14 protein-coding genes are annotated in these 16,064 nt (G+C 35.7%); 11 read left to right on the forward strand and 3 right to left on the reverse strand.

The features are described 5' to 3' along the window. Positions 1 to 9: 9 nt before the first annotated feature. Positions 10 to 210, reverse strand: coding sequence for a YlaI family protein (locus tag U860_RS0105910; protein ID WP_025147752.1), 201 nt, complete (start codon positions 208 to 210; stop codon positions 10 to 12). A 145-nt stretch (positions 211 to 355) separates the two neighbouring features. Here U860_RS0105910 and U860_RS0105915 point away from each other — a divergent pair, with 145 nt between their 5' ends. After that, complete coding sequence (locus U860_RS0105915) at positions 356 to 811, forward strand: pyridoxamine 5'-phosphate oxidase family protein (protein WP_025147753.1); 456 nt, start codon at positions 356 to 358, stop codon at positions 809 to 811. Positions 812 to 1,057: 246 nt separating this feature from the next. Then, the gene (locus tag U860_RS0105920; RefSeq protein ID WP_002173195.1) at positions 1,058 to 2,386 is read left to right on the forward strand and encodes a PhoH family protein; all 1,329 of its coding nucleotides are present in this window, start codon (positions 1,058 to 1,060) and stop codon (positions 2,384 to 2,386) included. Positions 2,387 to 2,434: 48 nt separating this feature from the next. Here U860_RS0105920 and U860_RS0105925 read toward each other — a convergent pair whose 3' ends face one another. After that, positions 2,435 to 2,932, reverse strand: a complete 498-nt coding sequence (locus U860_RS0105925) for a hypothetical protein (RefSeq protein ID WP_025147754.1) — start codon at positions 2,930 to 2,932, stop codon at positions 2,435 to 2,437. Between the two features lie 150 nt (positions 2,933 to 3,082). On the opposite strand from U860_RS0105925, the gene U860_RS0105930 reads away from it, so the two are divergent. The 3 genes from U860_RS0105930 (at position 3,083) to pyc (ending at position 8,451) form a co-directional block, all read left to right on the forward strand. Beyond that, positions 3,083 to 3,370 (forward strand): YlaN family protein, encoded by a 288-nt coding sequence (locus tag U860_RS0105930; RefSeq protein WP_000135695.1) that lies wholly within the window; start codon positions 3,083 to 3,085, stop codon positions 3,368 to 3,370. 125 nt (positions 3,371 to 3,495) lie between these two features. Further along, the gene (locus U860_RS0105935; protein WP_025147755.1) at positions 3,496 to 4,674 is read left to right on the forward strand and encodes an FtsW/RodA/SpoVE family cell cycle protein; all 1,179 of its coding nucleotides are present in this window, start codon (positions 3,496 to 3,498) and stop codon (positions 4,672 to 4,674) included. A 330-nt stretch (positions 4,675 to 5,004) separates the two neighbouring features. Beyond that, positions 5,005 to 8,451 (forward strand): pyruvate carboxylase, encoded by a 3,447-nt coding sequence (pyc, locus tag U860_RS0105940; RefSeq protein WP_025147756.1) that lies wholly within the window; start codon positions 5,005 to 5,007, stop codon positions 8,449 to 8,451. Between the two features lie 116 nt (positions 8,452 to 8,567). On the opposite strand, the gene ctaA is transcribed toward pyc, so the two are convergent. Continuing rightward, positions 8,568 to 9,509, reverse strand: coding sequence for a heme A synthase (gene ctaA, locus U860_RS0105945; protein ID WP_025147757.1), 942 nt, complete (start codon positions 9,507 to 9,509; stop codon positions 8,568 to 8,570). Positions 9,510 to 9,993: 484 nt separating this feature from the next. Here ctaA and ctaB point away from each other — a divergent pair, with 484 nt between their 5' ends. The 6 genes from ctaB to ctaG all read left to right on the forward strand — a co-directional run bounded on the left by ctaB (position 9,994) and on the right by ctaG (position 15,903). Then, positions 9,994 to 10,917 (forward strand): protoheme IX farnesyltransferase, encoded by a 924-nt coding sequence (ctaB, locus tag U860_RS0105950; protein WP_002173189.1) that lies wholly within the window; start codon positions 9,994 to 9,996, stop codon positions 10,915 to 10,917. Positions 10,918 to 11,010: 93 nt separating this feature from the next. Then, positions 11,011 to 12,060: a cytochrome c oxidase subunit II gene (gene coxB / locus U860_RS0105955; RefSeq protein WP_025147758.1), complete on the forward strand. Its 1,050-nt coding sequence runs from the start codon at positions 11,011 to 11,013 to the stop codon at positions 12,058 to 12,060. Between the two features lie 60 nt (positions 12,061 to 12,120). Continuing rightward, positions 12,121 to 13,956 carry a cytochrome c oxidase subunit I gene (ctaD, locus tag U860_RS0105960; RefSeq protein WP_176547739.1) on the forward strand — a complete coding sequence of 612 codons (1,836 nt, stop codon included), beginning with the start codon at positions 12,121 to 12,123 and terminating at the stop codon, positions 13,954 to 13,956. Further along, positions 13,956 to 14,579, forward strand: a complete 624-nt coding sequence (gene ctaE / locus U860_RS0105965) for a cytochrome c oxidase subunit III (RefSeq protein ID WP_025147760.1) — start codon at positions 13,956 to 13,958, stop codon at positions 14,577 to 14,579. The genes ctaD and ctaE overlap by 1 nt, the downstream gene beginning before the upstream one ends. 3 nt (positions 14,580 to 14,582) lie before the next feature. Beyond that, positions 14,583 to 14,915 (forward strand): cytochrome c oxidase subunit IVB, encoded by a 333-nt coding sequence (gene ctaF, locus U860_RS0105970; protein ID WP_002173185.1) that lies wholly within the window; start codon positions 14,583 to 14,585, stop codon positions 14,913 to 14,915. An 82-nt stretch (positions 14,916 to 14,997) separates the two neighbouring features. Next, the gene (ctaG, locus tag U860_RS0105975; protein WP_002173184.1) at positions 14,998 to 15,903 is read left to right on the forward strand and encodes a cytochrome c oxidase assembly factor CtaG; all 906 of its coding nucleotides are present in this window, start codon (positions 14,998 to 15,000) and stop codon (positions 15,901 to 15,903) included. Positions 15,904 to 16,064: the final 161 nt, after the last annotated feature.

The raw sequence follows: 16,064 nt of genomic DNA on the forward strand, positions 1-16,064 counted from the left end.
ATTTACGATTTACCAATCGTCTTCTACTTTTTTATCACGATATAATCGGAAATTACCACTTGCATGGCGCTCCATAGTACGATCTGCAATTCGTTTCGTACATTCCATGCACATATATGTATGAATAGGGCGATTACGCAGTTTTTTTGCCATAGGATTTTCGTCATCTAACATATCTTTTTTATCACAAATCATACATTTGACTCTCATTTCGTCACCTCAATACGAATTCTATCAGTATAAGTATATCATGGAAGCATAATGTTTTTGAATAATAGCCGGAAAAAATAATATTTTCGCAATTCGAAAAATAAGTTATGATAAGGATATAGAAAGAATATTTGGAGGTGGAAATATGGCGAATGTAGTAGAGCCTACATTGACAGATGATTTAGTACAATCGTTACGTAAAGAATGTATCGTTATGATAGCAACGACAGATTTCGAAAAACAAATGCCTAACGTAAGTGCTATTTCTTGGGTATATGCAGTGAGTGAAACTAGTATTCGATTTGCGGTAGATCAACGCTCACGTATTGTGGAAAATATGCGGCATAATGCAGGGGTGGTTTTGACTATAATGGCGAATGAATCCGTATTTTCCATAAGTGGTGAAGGTGAAATTTTAACAGATAGAATGGAAGGGATTCCTCTGAAATTAACTGTAATAGAAGTAAATGTGCAAGAAGTTCGTGATGTTATGTTTTATGGAGCGAAACTTGCTACAGAACCAGCATATGAAAAAACATATGATCTTCGAGCTGCGAAAAAGCTTGATAGTCAAGTGTTAGTAGGCATGAAAGAATTATAAATGGAGTTAATAGGAAATTAGTTCATTAACTTTTGTAATTGAGTATTGTGATTTAATGTGAAAAATTATAATTAAAAGTAATATATTGAATAGAAATGAATAAAAAATAAAGAAAAGGTTTAATTTCTATGAATTTCGATTCTACCTCGTTTATACGGTACATATAATTATAACAATGGTTCGTCCATATTTTATGGATGAAACCCTTGTTCTACAAATTTAAAAGTGGAGTCAGGGGGTAACAGGTTGGATAAAATTTATGTGTTAGATACGAATGTACTTTTGCAGGATCCTTTATCTATTTTTTCATTTGAAACAAATGAAGTAGTGATTCCAGCAGTTGTATTAGAAGAGGTGGATTCGAAAAAACGTTATATGGATGAAGTAGGACGAAATGCTCGCTATGTATCTAAGTTAATAGACAAATTTCGTGAAATAGGAAAGCTGCATGAAAGTATTCCGCTAGAAAACGGCGGTACATTTCGTATTGAATTAAATCATCGCTCATTTGTTCAACTGCAAGATATCTTTGTAGAAAAAACAAATGATAATCGAATTTTAGCTGTAGCGAAAAACCTCTCTTTAGAAGAACAAGAAAAAGAGGATGGGAAATCAGTTATTTTAGTAAGTAAAGATGTGCTCGTAAGGGTAAAAGCCGATGCAATCGGATTGCAGGCTGAAGATTATTTAAGTGATCGAGTAATTGAAGTGGAAAATATATATTCAGGATTTTTAGAAGGGTATATATCAAAAGAAAAATTAGATTATTTTTATGAAAAAGGTGAACTACCTTTATCTGAAATTGCAAACCATCCTTTTTATCCAAATCAATTTGTTGTAATGAAAGATGCGCTAGGTGGCTCTAGCTCAGCACTAGGGATTGTCGATCACTTAGGTAAGAAGGTAAAGAAACTTATTTTTCACAATGAGCAAGTGTGGGGGATACGTCCGCGAAACGTACAGCAAATTATGGGATTAGAATTGTTACTTCGGGAAGATATTCCACTTGTAACGTTAACAGGGAAAGCAGGTACAGGGAAAACGTTACTTGCATTAGCTTCGGGACTAATGCAAACGGAAGATTTAGGGTTATATAAAAAACTACTTGTTGCGAGACCAATTGTTCCGGTAGGAAAAGATATAGGTTATTTACCAGGAGAAAAAGAAGAAAAGTTAAGACCGTGGATGCAGCCGATTTTTGATAATCTAGAGTATTTATTTAATACGAAAAAGCCTGGAGAGCTAGATGCTATTTTAGCTGGGATGGGTTCGATTGAAGTAGAAGCACTTACTTATATACGCGGGAGAAGTATTCCAGATCAGTTCATTATAATTGACGAGGCACAAAACTTAACGAAACATGAAGTAAAGACGATATTAACAAGGGTAGGAGAAAAAAGTAAGATTGTATTAATGGGAGATCCTCAGCAAATTGATCACCCATATTTAGATGAATATAATAATGGTTTAACGTATGTTGTAGAGAAGTTTAAAGAACAACGTATTAGTGGTCATGTAAAGTTTGTTAAAGGAGAGCGTTCTAATTTAGCTCAACTAGCAGCGGATTTATTATAAAAAGGAGTGGGCATAAGCTCACTCCTTTTTTACAGTTTAACTATACAATTAAATAATTGTAAATTTACGGATGTTACGGATTGGATTTTGTCTATTAGATCCATCATGGAAATATAGATGAACAGGTCCGTCTTCTCTTAACGGTTTTCCTTCTTTTGAAAAACCAAGAATAGCTTTTTCGACTGTTTCTAATGGAAGTGTAACTATATTGTCTACTGTTTCAATTACGACTTGAGTAGCATCGTCTGAAAGTTCAGCGTTCGTAAGAAATGGATGAAATGGTATACCGAATGTACCGGTAATAAGCTGTTCTTTTTTATATTTCTTTACACTTTTTTGGATTGGTGGGAAGGCAGCACCATCACGGATTTCACGATCCCAATGTTCTGAAGTATGCTTTAAGTATGTTTCTAATTCGGATATTTCTTCTCTAGTTTCATCAAAGTAAGTTGTTAAATCTACTTTCCGGTCATCAAAAATCCAAACAGTTGGATCGATAGTGATCGGAAAACGAACTTTTCCATTAATAAATAAAATTTCGCTCATTGTTGTTCCCCCATTTGTGTTATACTCCCACTTTTCAGTATAATAGTATTAGACACTGTTGTCACAAAAAATGTTTCTATTGCAATTTATTAAAACTATCGCTAATATTAATAGATAGGAGAGAGTAGGACGGAAATGGAGGGAATCAATTTGGCGTCTGAGACAGTATCAAATCATCAGGAAAAGGCACTTGCCCTTCTACAAGCGGATGCGGAGAAGATCTTAAGACTTATTAAGGTGCAAATGGACCATCTTACAATGCCGCAATGTCCATTATATGAAGAAGTGTTAGACACACAAATGTTTGGACTATCCCGAGAGGTCGATTTTGCGGTTCGTCTTGGTCTTATTGCAGAAGAACAAGGGAAAGCAATGTTAGGAGAGCTCGAACGTGAGTTATCTGCACTTCATGAAGCATTTACAAACAAACAACAATAACGGGTTCAAATAAGGGGGCTCAAACTGAAATAGTTTGGGCTTTTTATTTGTATAATAAAGCAGGAAGAACCTATATACATATGGAATACAACAATAATTAAATTGAAACAGAAAGAGGAAATGAAATGAAAAAAGTATGGAAATCGATGGATTATTCATTATTACTTCCTCTTATTATTTTATGTGTGCTGGGAGTAATAATGGTATATAGTTCTAGTTCCATTGTTGCGATTTCGAGGCATAATTGGCCGGCAAATTACTTTTTTAAAAGGCAATTAGTAGCTCTGGCTGTTGGAACAATAATGTTAGCGATCATCATTTCTATTCCTTATAAACTTTGGAGAAAGCGAATAGTTCTATTGGCAATGGGAATAGGTAGTCTTGGTTTATTAGCAGCAGCATTGGCTTTCGGTCGGGAAATAAATGGTGCAAAAGGGTGGATATTAGGTATACAGCCCGCTGAATTTGTTAAAATATCGATTATTATTATTTTAGCTCGTTTTTTTGCAAGAAGACAAGAGACAGATACGCCTGTTTTTAAAGGATCGGGAGTTACGCTTGCTTTTGTTGGATTGGCAATGCTTTTAATTTTAAAGCAAAATGATTTAGGTACCGATTTGTTAATTGGGGGAACGGTTGGAATTATGTTTCTTTGCTCGGGAGTGCGGATCAATTTGTGGATAAAACGAATTGTTTTAACTTCTATAATATGGGCTCCATCTCTTTATTTGCTAGCTAACTTTAAGTTAAGTGCGTACCAAAAAGCTCGCTTTTCAGTCTTTCTTGATCCATTTAATGATCCTCAAAATGATGGATTCCAGCTAATAAATTCTTTTATTGGAATTGCTTCAGGAGGACTAAACGGTCGAGGACTAGGAAACAGTGTACAAAAATATGGATACTTACCAGAACCGCAAACGGATTTTATTATGGCAATTATATCTGAAGAGCTTGGTTTTATTGGTGTAGCTGTTATTTTAATTTGTTTGCTACTTATTATCATTCGTTCATTCAGGATTGCTCAAAAGTGTAAAGATCCATTTGGAAGCTTAATAGCAATTGGTATTGCTAGTTTATTTGGGATTCAAACGTTTGTTAACGTAGGTGGCATGTCTGGATTAATACCACTTACAGGTGTGCCTTTGCCATTTATAAGTTATGGCGGTAGTTCCTTATTAGCAAATCTACTTGCAATGGGTATACTATTGAATATTGCTAGTCATGTAAAACGACAAGAGAAGCAACAAAACGAAATGACTAAAGAAAGAGAACAAGGTGGACCGCATCTTGTTCTTGTAAAATAAAAGCACACTGGGCTAAAAAGCTCAGTGTGCTTTTTATTTCGATAACCTTTAATGTGATATACTACTTTGTTATTGTGGTTAAAAATATATCACATATAAATTAATGTGATATACAATAAGGTTGTTAGAAAAGGAAGAGGTATGCTATACTATTTTTGTGAAACAAATTGATCAGAAAACTTATCATTTGTTGAAAAATAAGGTATGATGGATAAAAATAAAGTGAAGCTTTCTAAGTATAATATATTGTGGAAAGTGAAGAACTTCACGCTCTTTAGAGTGTGTATGTATTTTATCTCTAGAGTGGTAGGAAAGTAGAGGGGGAAAATCATGACAAAGCTGCAACGTATTCAAAAAGTATTGGTAGCTAACCGTGGAGAGATTGCAATTCGTGTATTTCGAGCATGTTCAGAACTTGGATTAAACACAGTTGCAATCTATTCGAAAGAGGATAGCGGTTCTTATCATCGCTATAAAGCCGATGAGTCCTATTTAGTTGGGGAAGGGAAAAAGCCAATTGATGCTTATCTAGATATTGAAGGCATTATTGAGATTGCGAAAAGTAATCATGTAGATGCAATCCACCCTGGATATGGTTTCTTGTCAGAAAATATTCAATTCGCAAAACGTTGTGAAGAAGAAGGGATTATCTTTATCGGTCCAAAAAGTAAGCATTTAGATATGTTTGGAGATAAAGTTAAAGCAAGAACACAAGCGCAGCTAGCACAAATTCCAGTTATTCCTGGTAGTGATGGTCCAGTAAATTCATTAGAAGAAGTCGCAGAATTTGCTGAAAAGTATGATTACCCGATTATTATTAAAGCATCGCTTGGTGGCGGTGGTCGTGGTATGCGTATCGTGCGTACCAGTGAAGAATTAAGAGAATCGTATAATCGTGCGAAATCAGAAGCAAAAGCAGCTTTTGGTAATGATGAAGTTTACGTTGAAAAATTCGTTGAAAAACCTAAACATATAGAAGTACAAATTTTGGCAGATGAAGAAGGTAATGTTGTGCATTTATATGAGCGTGATTGCTCTGTACAACGACGTCATCAAAAAGTAGTTGAAATTGCACCGAGCGTGTCGCTTTCAGATGATTTGCGTCAGCGAATTTGTGATGCTGCAGTAAAGTTAACGAAAAATGTAAATTATTTAAATGCTGGAACAGTTGAATTCCTAGTAAAAGGTGATGAGTTTTACTTTATTGAAGTAAATCCACGTGTTCAAGTAGAACATACAATTACAGAAATGATTACAGGAATTGATATTGTTCAATCACAAATTTTAATAGCAGATGGACATGCTTTACATAGTAAGATTGTAAGTGTGCCGAAACAAGATGAGATTATTGTACATGGTTATGCCATTCAATCTCGTGTAACGACAGAAGACCCGCTTAATAACTTTATGCCTGATACAGGGAAGATTATGGCATATCGATCAGGCGGTGGTTTTGGTGTTCGTCTTGATACAGGTAATAGTTTCCAAGGTGCAGTTATTACACCGTACTATGATTCTTTACTTGTAAAAGTTACAACTTGGGCGCTTACTTTTGAACAAGCTGCTGCAAAAATGGAACGTAACTTAAAAGAATTCCGTATTCGTGGTATTAAAACAAATATTCCATTCTTAGAGAATGTAGTAAAACATAGAAACTTCTTATCAGGAGAATATGATACTTCGTTTATTGACGCGTCACCTGAACTGTTCTTGTTCCCAAAACGTAAAGACCGCGGAACAAAAATGTTAAATTACATTGGTACAGTAACGGTAAATGGCTTCCCAGGAGTAGGGAAAAAAGAGAAGCCAATTTTTCCAGATGCTCGTATACCAAGTGTAAAACACTCAGAACCAATTCAAAACGGAACGAAACAAATTTTAGATGAGCGCGGAGCGGATGGATTAGTAAAGTGGGTTCAAGATCAAAAACGTGTGCTTTTAACGGATACAACATTCCGTGATGCACATCAATCTTTACTTGCAACGCGTATTCGTACTAAAGATTTACATCAAATCGCAGAGCCAACAGCGAGAATGTTGCCAAACTTATTCTCCGCAGAAATGTGGGGCGGTGCAACGTTTGATGTTGCGTATCGTTTCCTAAAAGAAGATCCATGGGAACGATTACTAGATCTTCGTGAAAAAATGCCGAACGTTTTATTCCAAATGTTACTTCGTTCTTCAAACGCAGTTGGATACAAAAACTATCCAGATAATTTAATTCAAAAATTTGTAGAATGTTCCGCTCAAGCTGGAATTGATGTGTTCCGTATTTTTGATAGCTTAAACTGGGTAGAAGGTATGAGAGTTGCAATTGATGCTGTACGAGATACTGGTAAAATTGCAGAAGCGACAATGTGTTACACAGGAGACATTCACGATCCATTACGCAGCAAATATGATTTAAATTATTATAAAAACTTAGCGAAAGAGTTGGAAGCATCAGGAGCTCACATTTTAGGAATTAAAGATATGGCGGGCTTATTAAAGCCGAATGCAGCATATGATTTAGTTTCAGCATTAAAAGAGACGGTGTCGATTCCAATTCATTTGCATACACACGATACTAGCGGAAATGGTATTTTAACGTATACGAAAGCGATTGAAGCAGGCGTTGACATTGTTGATGTAGCGGTGAGTTCTATGGCTGGTCAAACGTCACAACCGAGTGCGAATACTCTATACTATGCGTTAGGTGGAAATGAAAGACAACCAGATGTTAATATAGACTCATTAGAAAAACTATCTCATTATTGGGAAGATGTACGTAAATACTATGCGCCATTTGAAAGTGGTATGAACGCTCCTCACACAGAGGTGTATATGCACGAAATGCCAGGTGGACAGTATAGTAATCTTCAACAACAAGCGAAGGCAGTTGGTTTAGGAGATCGTTTTGATGAAGTTAAAGTAATGTACCGTCGTGTTAATGACATGTTTGGAGATATTGTAAAAGTAACACCGTCATCTAAAGTTGTTGGTGATATGGCATTATTTATGGTTCAAAATCATCTGACAGAACAAGATATTTTAGAGCGTGGACATTCTATGGACTTCCCGGGATCTGTTGTTGAAATGTTCTCTGGAGATTTAGGTCAACCATATGGTGGTTTCCCGAAAGAATTACAAAAAATTATTTTAAAAGGGAAAGAGCCATTAACAGTAAGACCAGGTGAATTATTAGAGCCAGTAGATTTCGACGCTTTAAAAGAAGAGTTATACCATAAACTTGGGCGAGAAGTAACGATTTTTGATGTAGTCGCATATGCATTGTATCCGAAAGTATTTATGGACTACGAAAAAGTTGCCGAACTTTATGGAAACGTATCTGTGCTTGATACACCGACATTCTTCTATGGTATGAGACTTGGTGAAGAAATTGATGTGGAAATCGAACAAGGTAAAACATTGATGGTTAAACTAGTATCAATTGGAGAGCCGCAGCCAGATGGAAATCGTATTCTTTACTTGGAATTTAACGGTCAACCACGTGAGATTGTTGTGAAAGATGAAAGTGTGAAAGCAACAGTTGCCCAACGTGTGAAAGGAAACCGTGAAAATCCAAATCACATTAGCGCAACGATGCCAGGAACTGTTGTTAAAGTAGTTGTAAAAGAAGGCGATGAAGTGAAAAAAGGCGATTCTATGGCAATTACAGAAGCGATGAAAATGGAAACGACGGTTCAAGCACCATTCAATGGTAAAGTGAAGAAAGTATATGTAAATGATGGTGATGCAATTCAAACGGGAGATTTACTCATTGAATTAGATCATTAAAATAAAGAAAAAGAGCTGTGCGAAAGCAGCTCTTTTTTTGTTGCAAATAATACCTTGCCGAATTGGCAAGGTATTAAAGTGTTACTTTACTTTATTTTATTTTATTTTATTTTATTTTATTTTATTTTATTTTGCTTAGAAGTCGATACGGCTTCTTTTGCATTGACTGTACTTCTTGTACCCAACATAACTAAATAGCATAGTACTGCAAACAAGCAAGAAATGAAGAGTGAGTGTAATAATGCCATTGATAAACTAGCATTTGTATATACGACTAAAACTCCTACAATAGCTTGAAGTGTTACAAGGATAAATGAAATAATCCATCCCCAATATACTACACGCTGCTGTTTGTAATGACGAATAGCAATAATCATCACATATAGTATCCAAAAGAATATTAACATCGCTGCAACTCTATGTCCCATTTGAACCCACTCATGTAGTTGAGTTGGCATAGGTCTGTTTTTACTGCATAAAGGGAAGTCTGGACAGGCTAAGCTAGCTCGTTCGTGACGTACTAAAGCTCCTGTGTAGACAACGATATAACTGTAAATTGTTACACCATAAATATGAAATTTCATTTTTTTGTCCATAATAAGTGAACGTGCATCGAATTTCTGATCAATTTCAAAAATAAGACACGTTAACAAGATGACAGAAGCAAATGAAATTAAGGAAATACCAAAATGAATAGCTAGTACAGCAGGCATTTGTCCCCAAACAACTGCAGCTGCCCCCATTAATGCTTGTGCAACTAAAAATACGAAGGATAAAATTGCTAACGTCTTTGTTTCACGCACATGTTTATAATATTTCCAGGACAAGATACAAAGAAGAGTAACAAGGATACCTGCTGATCCCGATGTTAAGCGGTGACTCAGCTCAATAATAGTTTCCATTGATAAATTAGATGGAACAAATTCACCGTTACAAAGTGGCCATGATTTACCACACCCTTGGCCTGAACCTGTTTTTGTAACTAAAGCGCCTCCTAGTAAAACTACTAATAAATCGAGACTTGTAATGACTGCTAACCATTTAATAAAGCGTTGCAATCTCTTTCACCATCTTTCTGCTATGAAGTTATTGCGAAATATTTTCATTCCATTATGTATAGAATAAAACGTGCTACAGTCCTATGATATATAAAAAATAATAAAATAGCAAAGAAATGAAGGGTAAGGACAACGTATACAGAATAAAGAAAAAAATGGGATTTTAAATACATATTTTAGGCGAAAATGAGGCTATTTTGAAAAGAAATGGGGAGAATACATGCTAAATATGACAAAATAGTTTATTATAGAAGATAACATCATGTTATGATAAGGATAGGTTAGAATAAAGTTTTTTATTATTCGACACAAAAAGTTCATGTTTTCTTCACAAATTGTTCGGGAAATATGATTTAATATATTGGAGTATGGGCGTAGATTAGTAGTAGAATGGGTTAACAATATTTCTACTGTAATAATATTGCTATATAGAAGCGAAATATTTCGCTTAGAAAGATGATAGGTTTAAGAGGGGGTTAAAGTGATGAACCATGCAACAAGTGAGCTGCATGATGAGTCAGCTGTTTCAAGTGTACCGGAAACAACTCGGTTACAAGATTTATCAGCGCTCGTTAAAATGGGGATTGTAAACTCAAATACACTTACTGTATTTACAGGATTTTGGTTGGCTTTACATTTTAATGGATTGAGTGTTATGGACCATCTGGATAAGCTATTTTTCACAATCGTTGGTTCTGCATTAATTATGGCAGGGGTATGTTGTTTAAATAACTACATTGACCGAGATATCGATCCATTAATGGAGAGAACAAAAAACCGTCCAACGGTAACAGGTAAATATAAACCTGGATTTGCACTTGCATTTGGACTTGTAATTTTACTTCTTGGCTTCGTATTTTTATTACTTACGACACCAATGGCAGTATTAATCGCATTTATTGGTGCCTTCACATATGTAGTTTTATATACATTATGGACGAAGAGAAAATATACGTTAAATACTGTTGTAGGTAGTATATCAGGAGCTGTTCCACCTTTAATTGGATGGGCGGCAATTGATCCATCTTTAGATCATCCAATAGCTTGGATGTTATTTTTAATTATGTTTATTTGGCAAATCCCACATTTCCTCGCGTTAGCGATGAAACGTGTTGATGAATATCGCAATGCAGGAATCCCAATGCTTCCTGTTGTACAGGGATTTAATATTACGAAACGTCAGATTATGATCTGGACAGTATGTTTATTACCACTACCATTTTATATGAGTGGGCTTGGAGTAACCTTCATGGTAATTGCAACATTGCTTAACATCGGATGGATCGTACTAGGGTTTTATGGCTTCCGTAAGCAAGATGACATCAAATGGTCCGTAAAAATGTTTGTTTACTCCCTGAATTACTTAACAATCTTATTTGTGTCAATGATTGTAGTTACATTCTTCTAAGACAACGACATGATTGGATTTCTTTACGTTGAGATTTACTTTACTTAACTATAAAGTACAATCTAATTCACAAAGAAAGTGGGGGTTGTTTGTATGAAGAAACAGTGGCGACTGCTTTCGTTCGTTTCACTGCTGGCTTTACTGTTAGGGGGATGCGGTAAAGCCTTTCAATCTACTTTAATTCCGCAAGGGGAAGTAGCAAAAATGCAATATGATTTGCTCTTGCTAGCGAGTGCAATCATGGTAGGAGTAGTACTTGTAGTTACTATTATTTTCTTATATGTAATTGTGCGTTTCCGACAAAAAAAGGGTCAGGAAGATTATATTCCAGAGCAAGTTGAAGGGAATCACAAACTAGAAATTATATGGACAGTTATTCCGATTATTCTTTTATTAATCTTGGCTGTTCCGACTGTTACATATACATTCAAACTTGCTGATGTAAGTGCGATGGAGAAAAAGAATATTGATAAAGATACTATCGTTGTTGATGTAACAGCGAATCTTTATTGGTGGGAATTTTCTTATAAATCAGAAAAAATAGTAACTTCTCAAGATTTAGTTATCCCCACAGGCAAGAAAGTGTATTTGAATTTGAAGGGTGCCGATATTAAACATTCGTTTTGGGTTCCATCTTTAGCTGGTAAAATGGATACAAATACAGATAATGTGAACAAAATGTGGTTAAAGGCAGATAAATCGGGCACTTATAATGGTTTTTGTACAGAATTTTGTGGCCCATCACATTCTTTAATGCAATTCAAAGTGAAAGCTCTGGATGAAAGCGAGTACAAAAAATGGCTTGCTGACATGAAGAAGATTGATGGGAAGAAAGAAGTAGCCTCTACAAAGGCGCAAGAAGGTCAAGAAGTATTTAATAAAAGCTGTATTGGTTGTCATGCAGTTGGATCAAATGATAGTAGACCACCTTCTGCTCGTATCGCACCAAACTTAGCAAACTTTGCTGATCGCGATATGGTTGCCGGTATTGCCGAAAATAATGAAGAGAACTTAAAAAAATGGCTCAAAGATCCTGAAAATATGAAGCCAGGTAATAAAATGACTGGTAAATATGGTAACTTAACGGATGATCAAATTGATGCATTAAATGCATATTTACAAACGTTAAAGATTGAAAAGTAAAGAGGGATCATTTGCGAAGGGGAGGTTGAAAACGTGAGTTCTGTAGCAAAAAAACAGGGGATGGGTGCTGTCATATGGGATTATTTAACGACAGTAGACCATAAAAAGATTGCCATTCTCTATTTAATTGCAGGTGGATTGTTTTTTGTAATAGGCGGAATAGAAGCGCTATTTATTCGCCTTCAGTTAGCGATTCCTAACAATGCTTTTCTAGTTGGGGATGCTTATAACCAAGTATTAACGATGCACGGTACAACAATGATTTTCCTCGCAGCTATGCCACTCGTGTTTGCATTTATGAACGCCGCTGTACCACTTCAAATTGGAGCACGTGATGTGGCGTTCCCGTTTTTGAATTCACTCGGATTTTGGTTATTTTTCTTTGGTGGAGTATTTTTAAATTTAAGTTGGTTTTTAGGGGGAGCACCTGATGCAGGTTGGACATCGTATGCATCTTTAGCTTTAGCCTCCAAAGGACATGGTGTTGATTTTTATGTACTCGGCTTGCAAATATCAGGTATTGGTACATTGATTGGAGGTATTAACTTCCTTGTTACAATTATTAATATGCGTGCGCCAGGAATGACATATATGCGCATGCCGATGTTTACATGGACAACATTTGTAACATCTTCACTTATATTATTTGCATTTCCACCGTTAACTGTAGGATTAGGGCTTCTAATGTTAGATCGTTTATTTGGCACAAGTTTCTTTAATCCAGCATTAGGTGGGAACACAATTATATGGGAGCATTTATTCTGGATCTTCGGTCATCCAGAAGTATACATTCTTATACTCCCAGCTTTCGGAATATTCTCAGAAATCTTCGCCACATTTTCGAAAAAACGATTATTCGGTTATTCATCGATGGTGTTCGCGACTGTATTAATTGGATTTTTAGGCTTTATGGTATGGGCGCATCATATGTTTACCGTTGGTCTTGGTCCTGTTGCAAATGCTATCTTCTCAGTTGCAACAATGGCGATTGCAGTTCCGACAGGTATTAAAATCTTTAACTGGCTCTTTACAATGTGGGGTGGAAGTATTCGGTTTACAACACCTATGATGTGGGCAGTAGCTTTTATTCCATCATTCGTTATGGGTGGAGTTACAGGAGTTATGCTTGCATCGGCACCAGCTGATTATCAATTCCATGATAATTATTTCGTAGTAGCACACTTCCATTATGTAATTGTCGGCGGTGTTGTATTTGGTTTACTTGCAGGTGCACACTATTATTGGCCGCTTATGTTTAATAAAGTATTAAATGAAACGTTAGGAAAGATAACATTTTGGTTATTCTTTATTGGTTTCCATTTAACGTTCTTTATCCAACATTTCCTTGGTTTAATCGGTATGCCGCGTCGTTACTACACATATTTAGAGGGGCAAGGATTAGAGGTTGGAAATATGATTAGTTCAATTGGAGCAGTATTCATGGCCCTTGGAACGATTGTTCTTTTGTTCAATGTTATAAAAACAACAGTATCAAAAGAAAAAGCTGGTCGTGATCCATGGGATGCACGTACATTAGAGTGGACAATGCCAGCGCCTACACCAGAATACAATTTCAAACAATTACCATTTGTTCGTGGGTTAGATCCGTTTTGGATTGAAAAACGCGAAGGTAATAAAGAGATGACAGCGGCGGAACCAGTCGGTGATATTCATATGCCGAATGCTTCATTTTCACCGTTTATCATTTCTCTAGGTCTATTTATAGCCGCTTTTGGTGCGATGTATATGCAAGGTGGCAAAGATAAATTTTGGTTATTAGTAGCAATTATAGGTTTGATCATTACATTCGGTACAATGTTCCTTCGCTCAGTAATCGATGATCATGGATATCATATTCATAAGGAAGATTTAGAAGATAAGGGGGGCAAGGCATAATGCATGTAGATGAAAAATTAACGAATGAAACATTTCCAGCAGAGCCTGAAAAAGCAACCCTTGAGGGGAAAAATAAGTTTGTCGGTTTTTGGTTATTTCTTGGAGGCGAAACAGTGTTGTTCGCTTCCTTATTTGGCACATATTTAGCGTTAAAGAATTCTACAAATGGTGGACCAACATCTCAAGAAATGTTTCAAATGCCGCTCGTTTTCATCATGACGATGTTGTTGTTGACAAGTAGTTTAACGAGTGTATATGCAATGTATCATATGAAAAATTTCAATTTTAAGAAAATGCAACTGTGGCTATTTATAACAGTGTTGCTTGGCTTAGGATTTTTGGGGTTTGAAATCTATGAGTTTTATCATTATACACATGAATTTAAGCATACTATGAGAAGTAGTGCATTTGGTTCTGCATTTTATGCTCTTGTTGGTACGCATGGGCTCCACGTATTGTTTGGATTGTGTTGGATTTTGACATTAATCTTTAGAAATGCGAAGCGAGGCTTAAATTTATACAATGCACCAAAGTTTTACGTTGCATCGATTTATTGGCACTTTATAGACGTAGTTTGGGTGTTTATTTTCACTGTAGTATATTTGATGGGAATGGTGGGATAAACAATGGCAATTAAGCAAACGAATAATCCTAAGGTTGATCTTGTTTATCGGAAAAGAAAAAGTGCAGAGGAAATGAAGCACCAAGTTATTACGTTTGCACTAATGATCTTTTTAACATTTGTTGCATTTGCAGCGGTAGCATATCCGAAAACATTTAGTCCGATTTTTTCGGTACCATTTATTTTATTGTTGGCAGTTGTTCAAGTTGTATTTCAATTATATTATTTCATGCATATGAGTCATAAAGGACATGAAGCGGCGAGTTTCTTCTTATACTCTGGATTGTTAATAGGTTTATTAACGATTTTAGCCTTTATGACAATTGTGTGGATTTAAACAGTAGTAGTTGGAGGGCTCTGATTTATCATAGCCCTCTTTTCATATGAAAGATAAGAATTTTGAAAAGGTAGGTGTGAAAATGGAAAATTTATGGATATTTGGTTTTCAGGCTTTATGGAGTCCGATTTTTCTGTTATTTATGGCCTCGATTCTTATTAGTTATTTCTTAATTATTGGACCGTATAGAACGCGATTTGAAAATGCGACGAAGGTAAGTAAAAAGCAGATTTTTTATTTTACGACCGGGATTGTTCTTTTGTATTTTGTAAAGGGAGGACCTATTGATTTAATTGGTCATATTATATTTAGTGCACATATGTTTGAGATGGCAGTAATGTACATTGCAGTTCCTCCATTATTATTGCTTGGTATACCTGTTTGGTTATATCGTTATATTACTTCTTTTAAGTTTGTTCAAATTGTACTAAAGGCTTTTGCTAAACCGCTTATTGCATTATTTGTATTTAATGGTCTGTTTTCCTTTTATCATTTGCCAATTGTTTTTGATACAGTAAAACAAAGTCAAATAGCACACCCCATTTGCCTCGCTATATTGTTTTTTACAGCAATGATGATGTGGTGGCCGATGTTAAATCCACTGCCGGAATATCAAACATTAAGTGATATAAAGAAACTTGGTTACATGTTTGCTAATGGTATTTTATTAACCCCAGCTTGTGCGTTAATAATTTTTGCGACTGAACCATTATTTGCAACATATACAGATCCGGCTGCTTGGATGAAGGCGATGGAGCTTTGTGTACCGGCTGGTACTTTATCAGATTTAAATATTACTGGACCAGAATTTTTACATTGGATACCGGTAGTGCAAGACCAACAAACAGGCGGTATCATTATGAAAATTGTCCAGGAAATAGTGTACGGCACGATTATCGGCTATGTGTTCTTTAGATGGGCACGTAGAGAGCGTGAAAAGGATAAGGAGCAATTACAGGAGCTACCACCGTATTTACAGACTAAGTAGAAAAAGCGTATGGGATCCCATACGCTTTTTTCTTTTTTAGTTGTAGTGAATTAGAAAATTGAATTTTCAATCTTTTTATGTTAATCTAGTGTAGGCATGTACTAAAAGTGGATATAAAATTTACTACTAGCTTTAATATGTAATATTTCCAGATGTAGTGC

It is taken from the genome of Bacillus sp. H1a, from assembly GCF_000633475.1.
In the GTDB taxonomy this organism is placed as follows: domain Bacteria; phylum Bacillota; class Bacilli; order Bacillales; family Bacillaceae_G; genus Bacillus_A; species Bacillus_A paramycoides.

Coding starts and splice junctions, on each gene's coding strand:
- coxB (WP_025147758.1), top strand. CDS start 11,011: ATGAAGAAACAGTGGCGACTGCTTTCGTTCGTTTCACTGCTGGCTTTA.
- U860_RS0105935 (WP_025147755.1), top strand. CDS start 3,496: ATGAAAAAAGTATGGAAATCGATGGATTATTCATTATTACTTCCTCTT.
- U860_RS0105915 (WP_025147753.1), top strand. CDS start 356: ATGGCGAATGTAGTAGAGCCTACATTGACAGATGATTTAGTACAATCG.
- ctaG (WP_002173184.1), top strand. CDS start 14,998: ATGGAAAATTTATGGATATTTGGTTTTCAGGCTTTATGGAGTCCGATT.
- ctaE (WP_025147760.1), top strand. CDS start 13,956: ATGCATGTAGATGAAAAATTAACGAATGAAACATTTCCAGCAGAGCCT.
- U860_RS0105925 (WP_025147754.1), bottom strand. CDS start 2,932: ATGAGCGAAATTTTATTTATTAATGGAAAAGTTCGTTTTCCGATCACT.
- U860_RS0105910 (WP_025147752.1), bottom strand. CDS start 210: ATGAGAGTCAAATGTATGATTTGTGATAAAAAAGATATGTTAGATGAC.
- ctaD (WP_176547739.1), top strand. CDS start 12,121: ATGGGTGCTGTCATATGGGATTATTTAACGACAGTAGACCATAAAAAG.
- pyc (WP_025147756.1), top strand. CDS start 5,005: ATGACAAAGCTGCAACGTATTCAAAAAGTATTGGTAGCTAACCGTGGA.
- ctaB (WP_002173189.1), top strand. CDS start 9,994: ATGAACCATGCAACAAGTGAGCTGCATGATGAGTCAGCTGTTTCAAGT.
- ctaF (WP_002173185.1), top strand. CDS start 14,583: ATGGCAATTAAGCAAACGAATAATCCTAAGGTTGATCTTGTTTATCGG.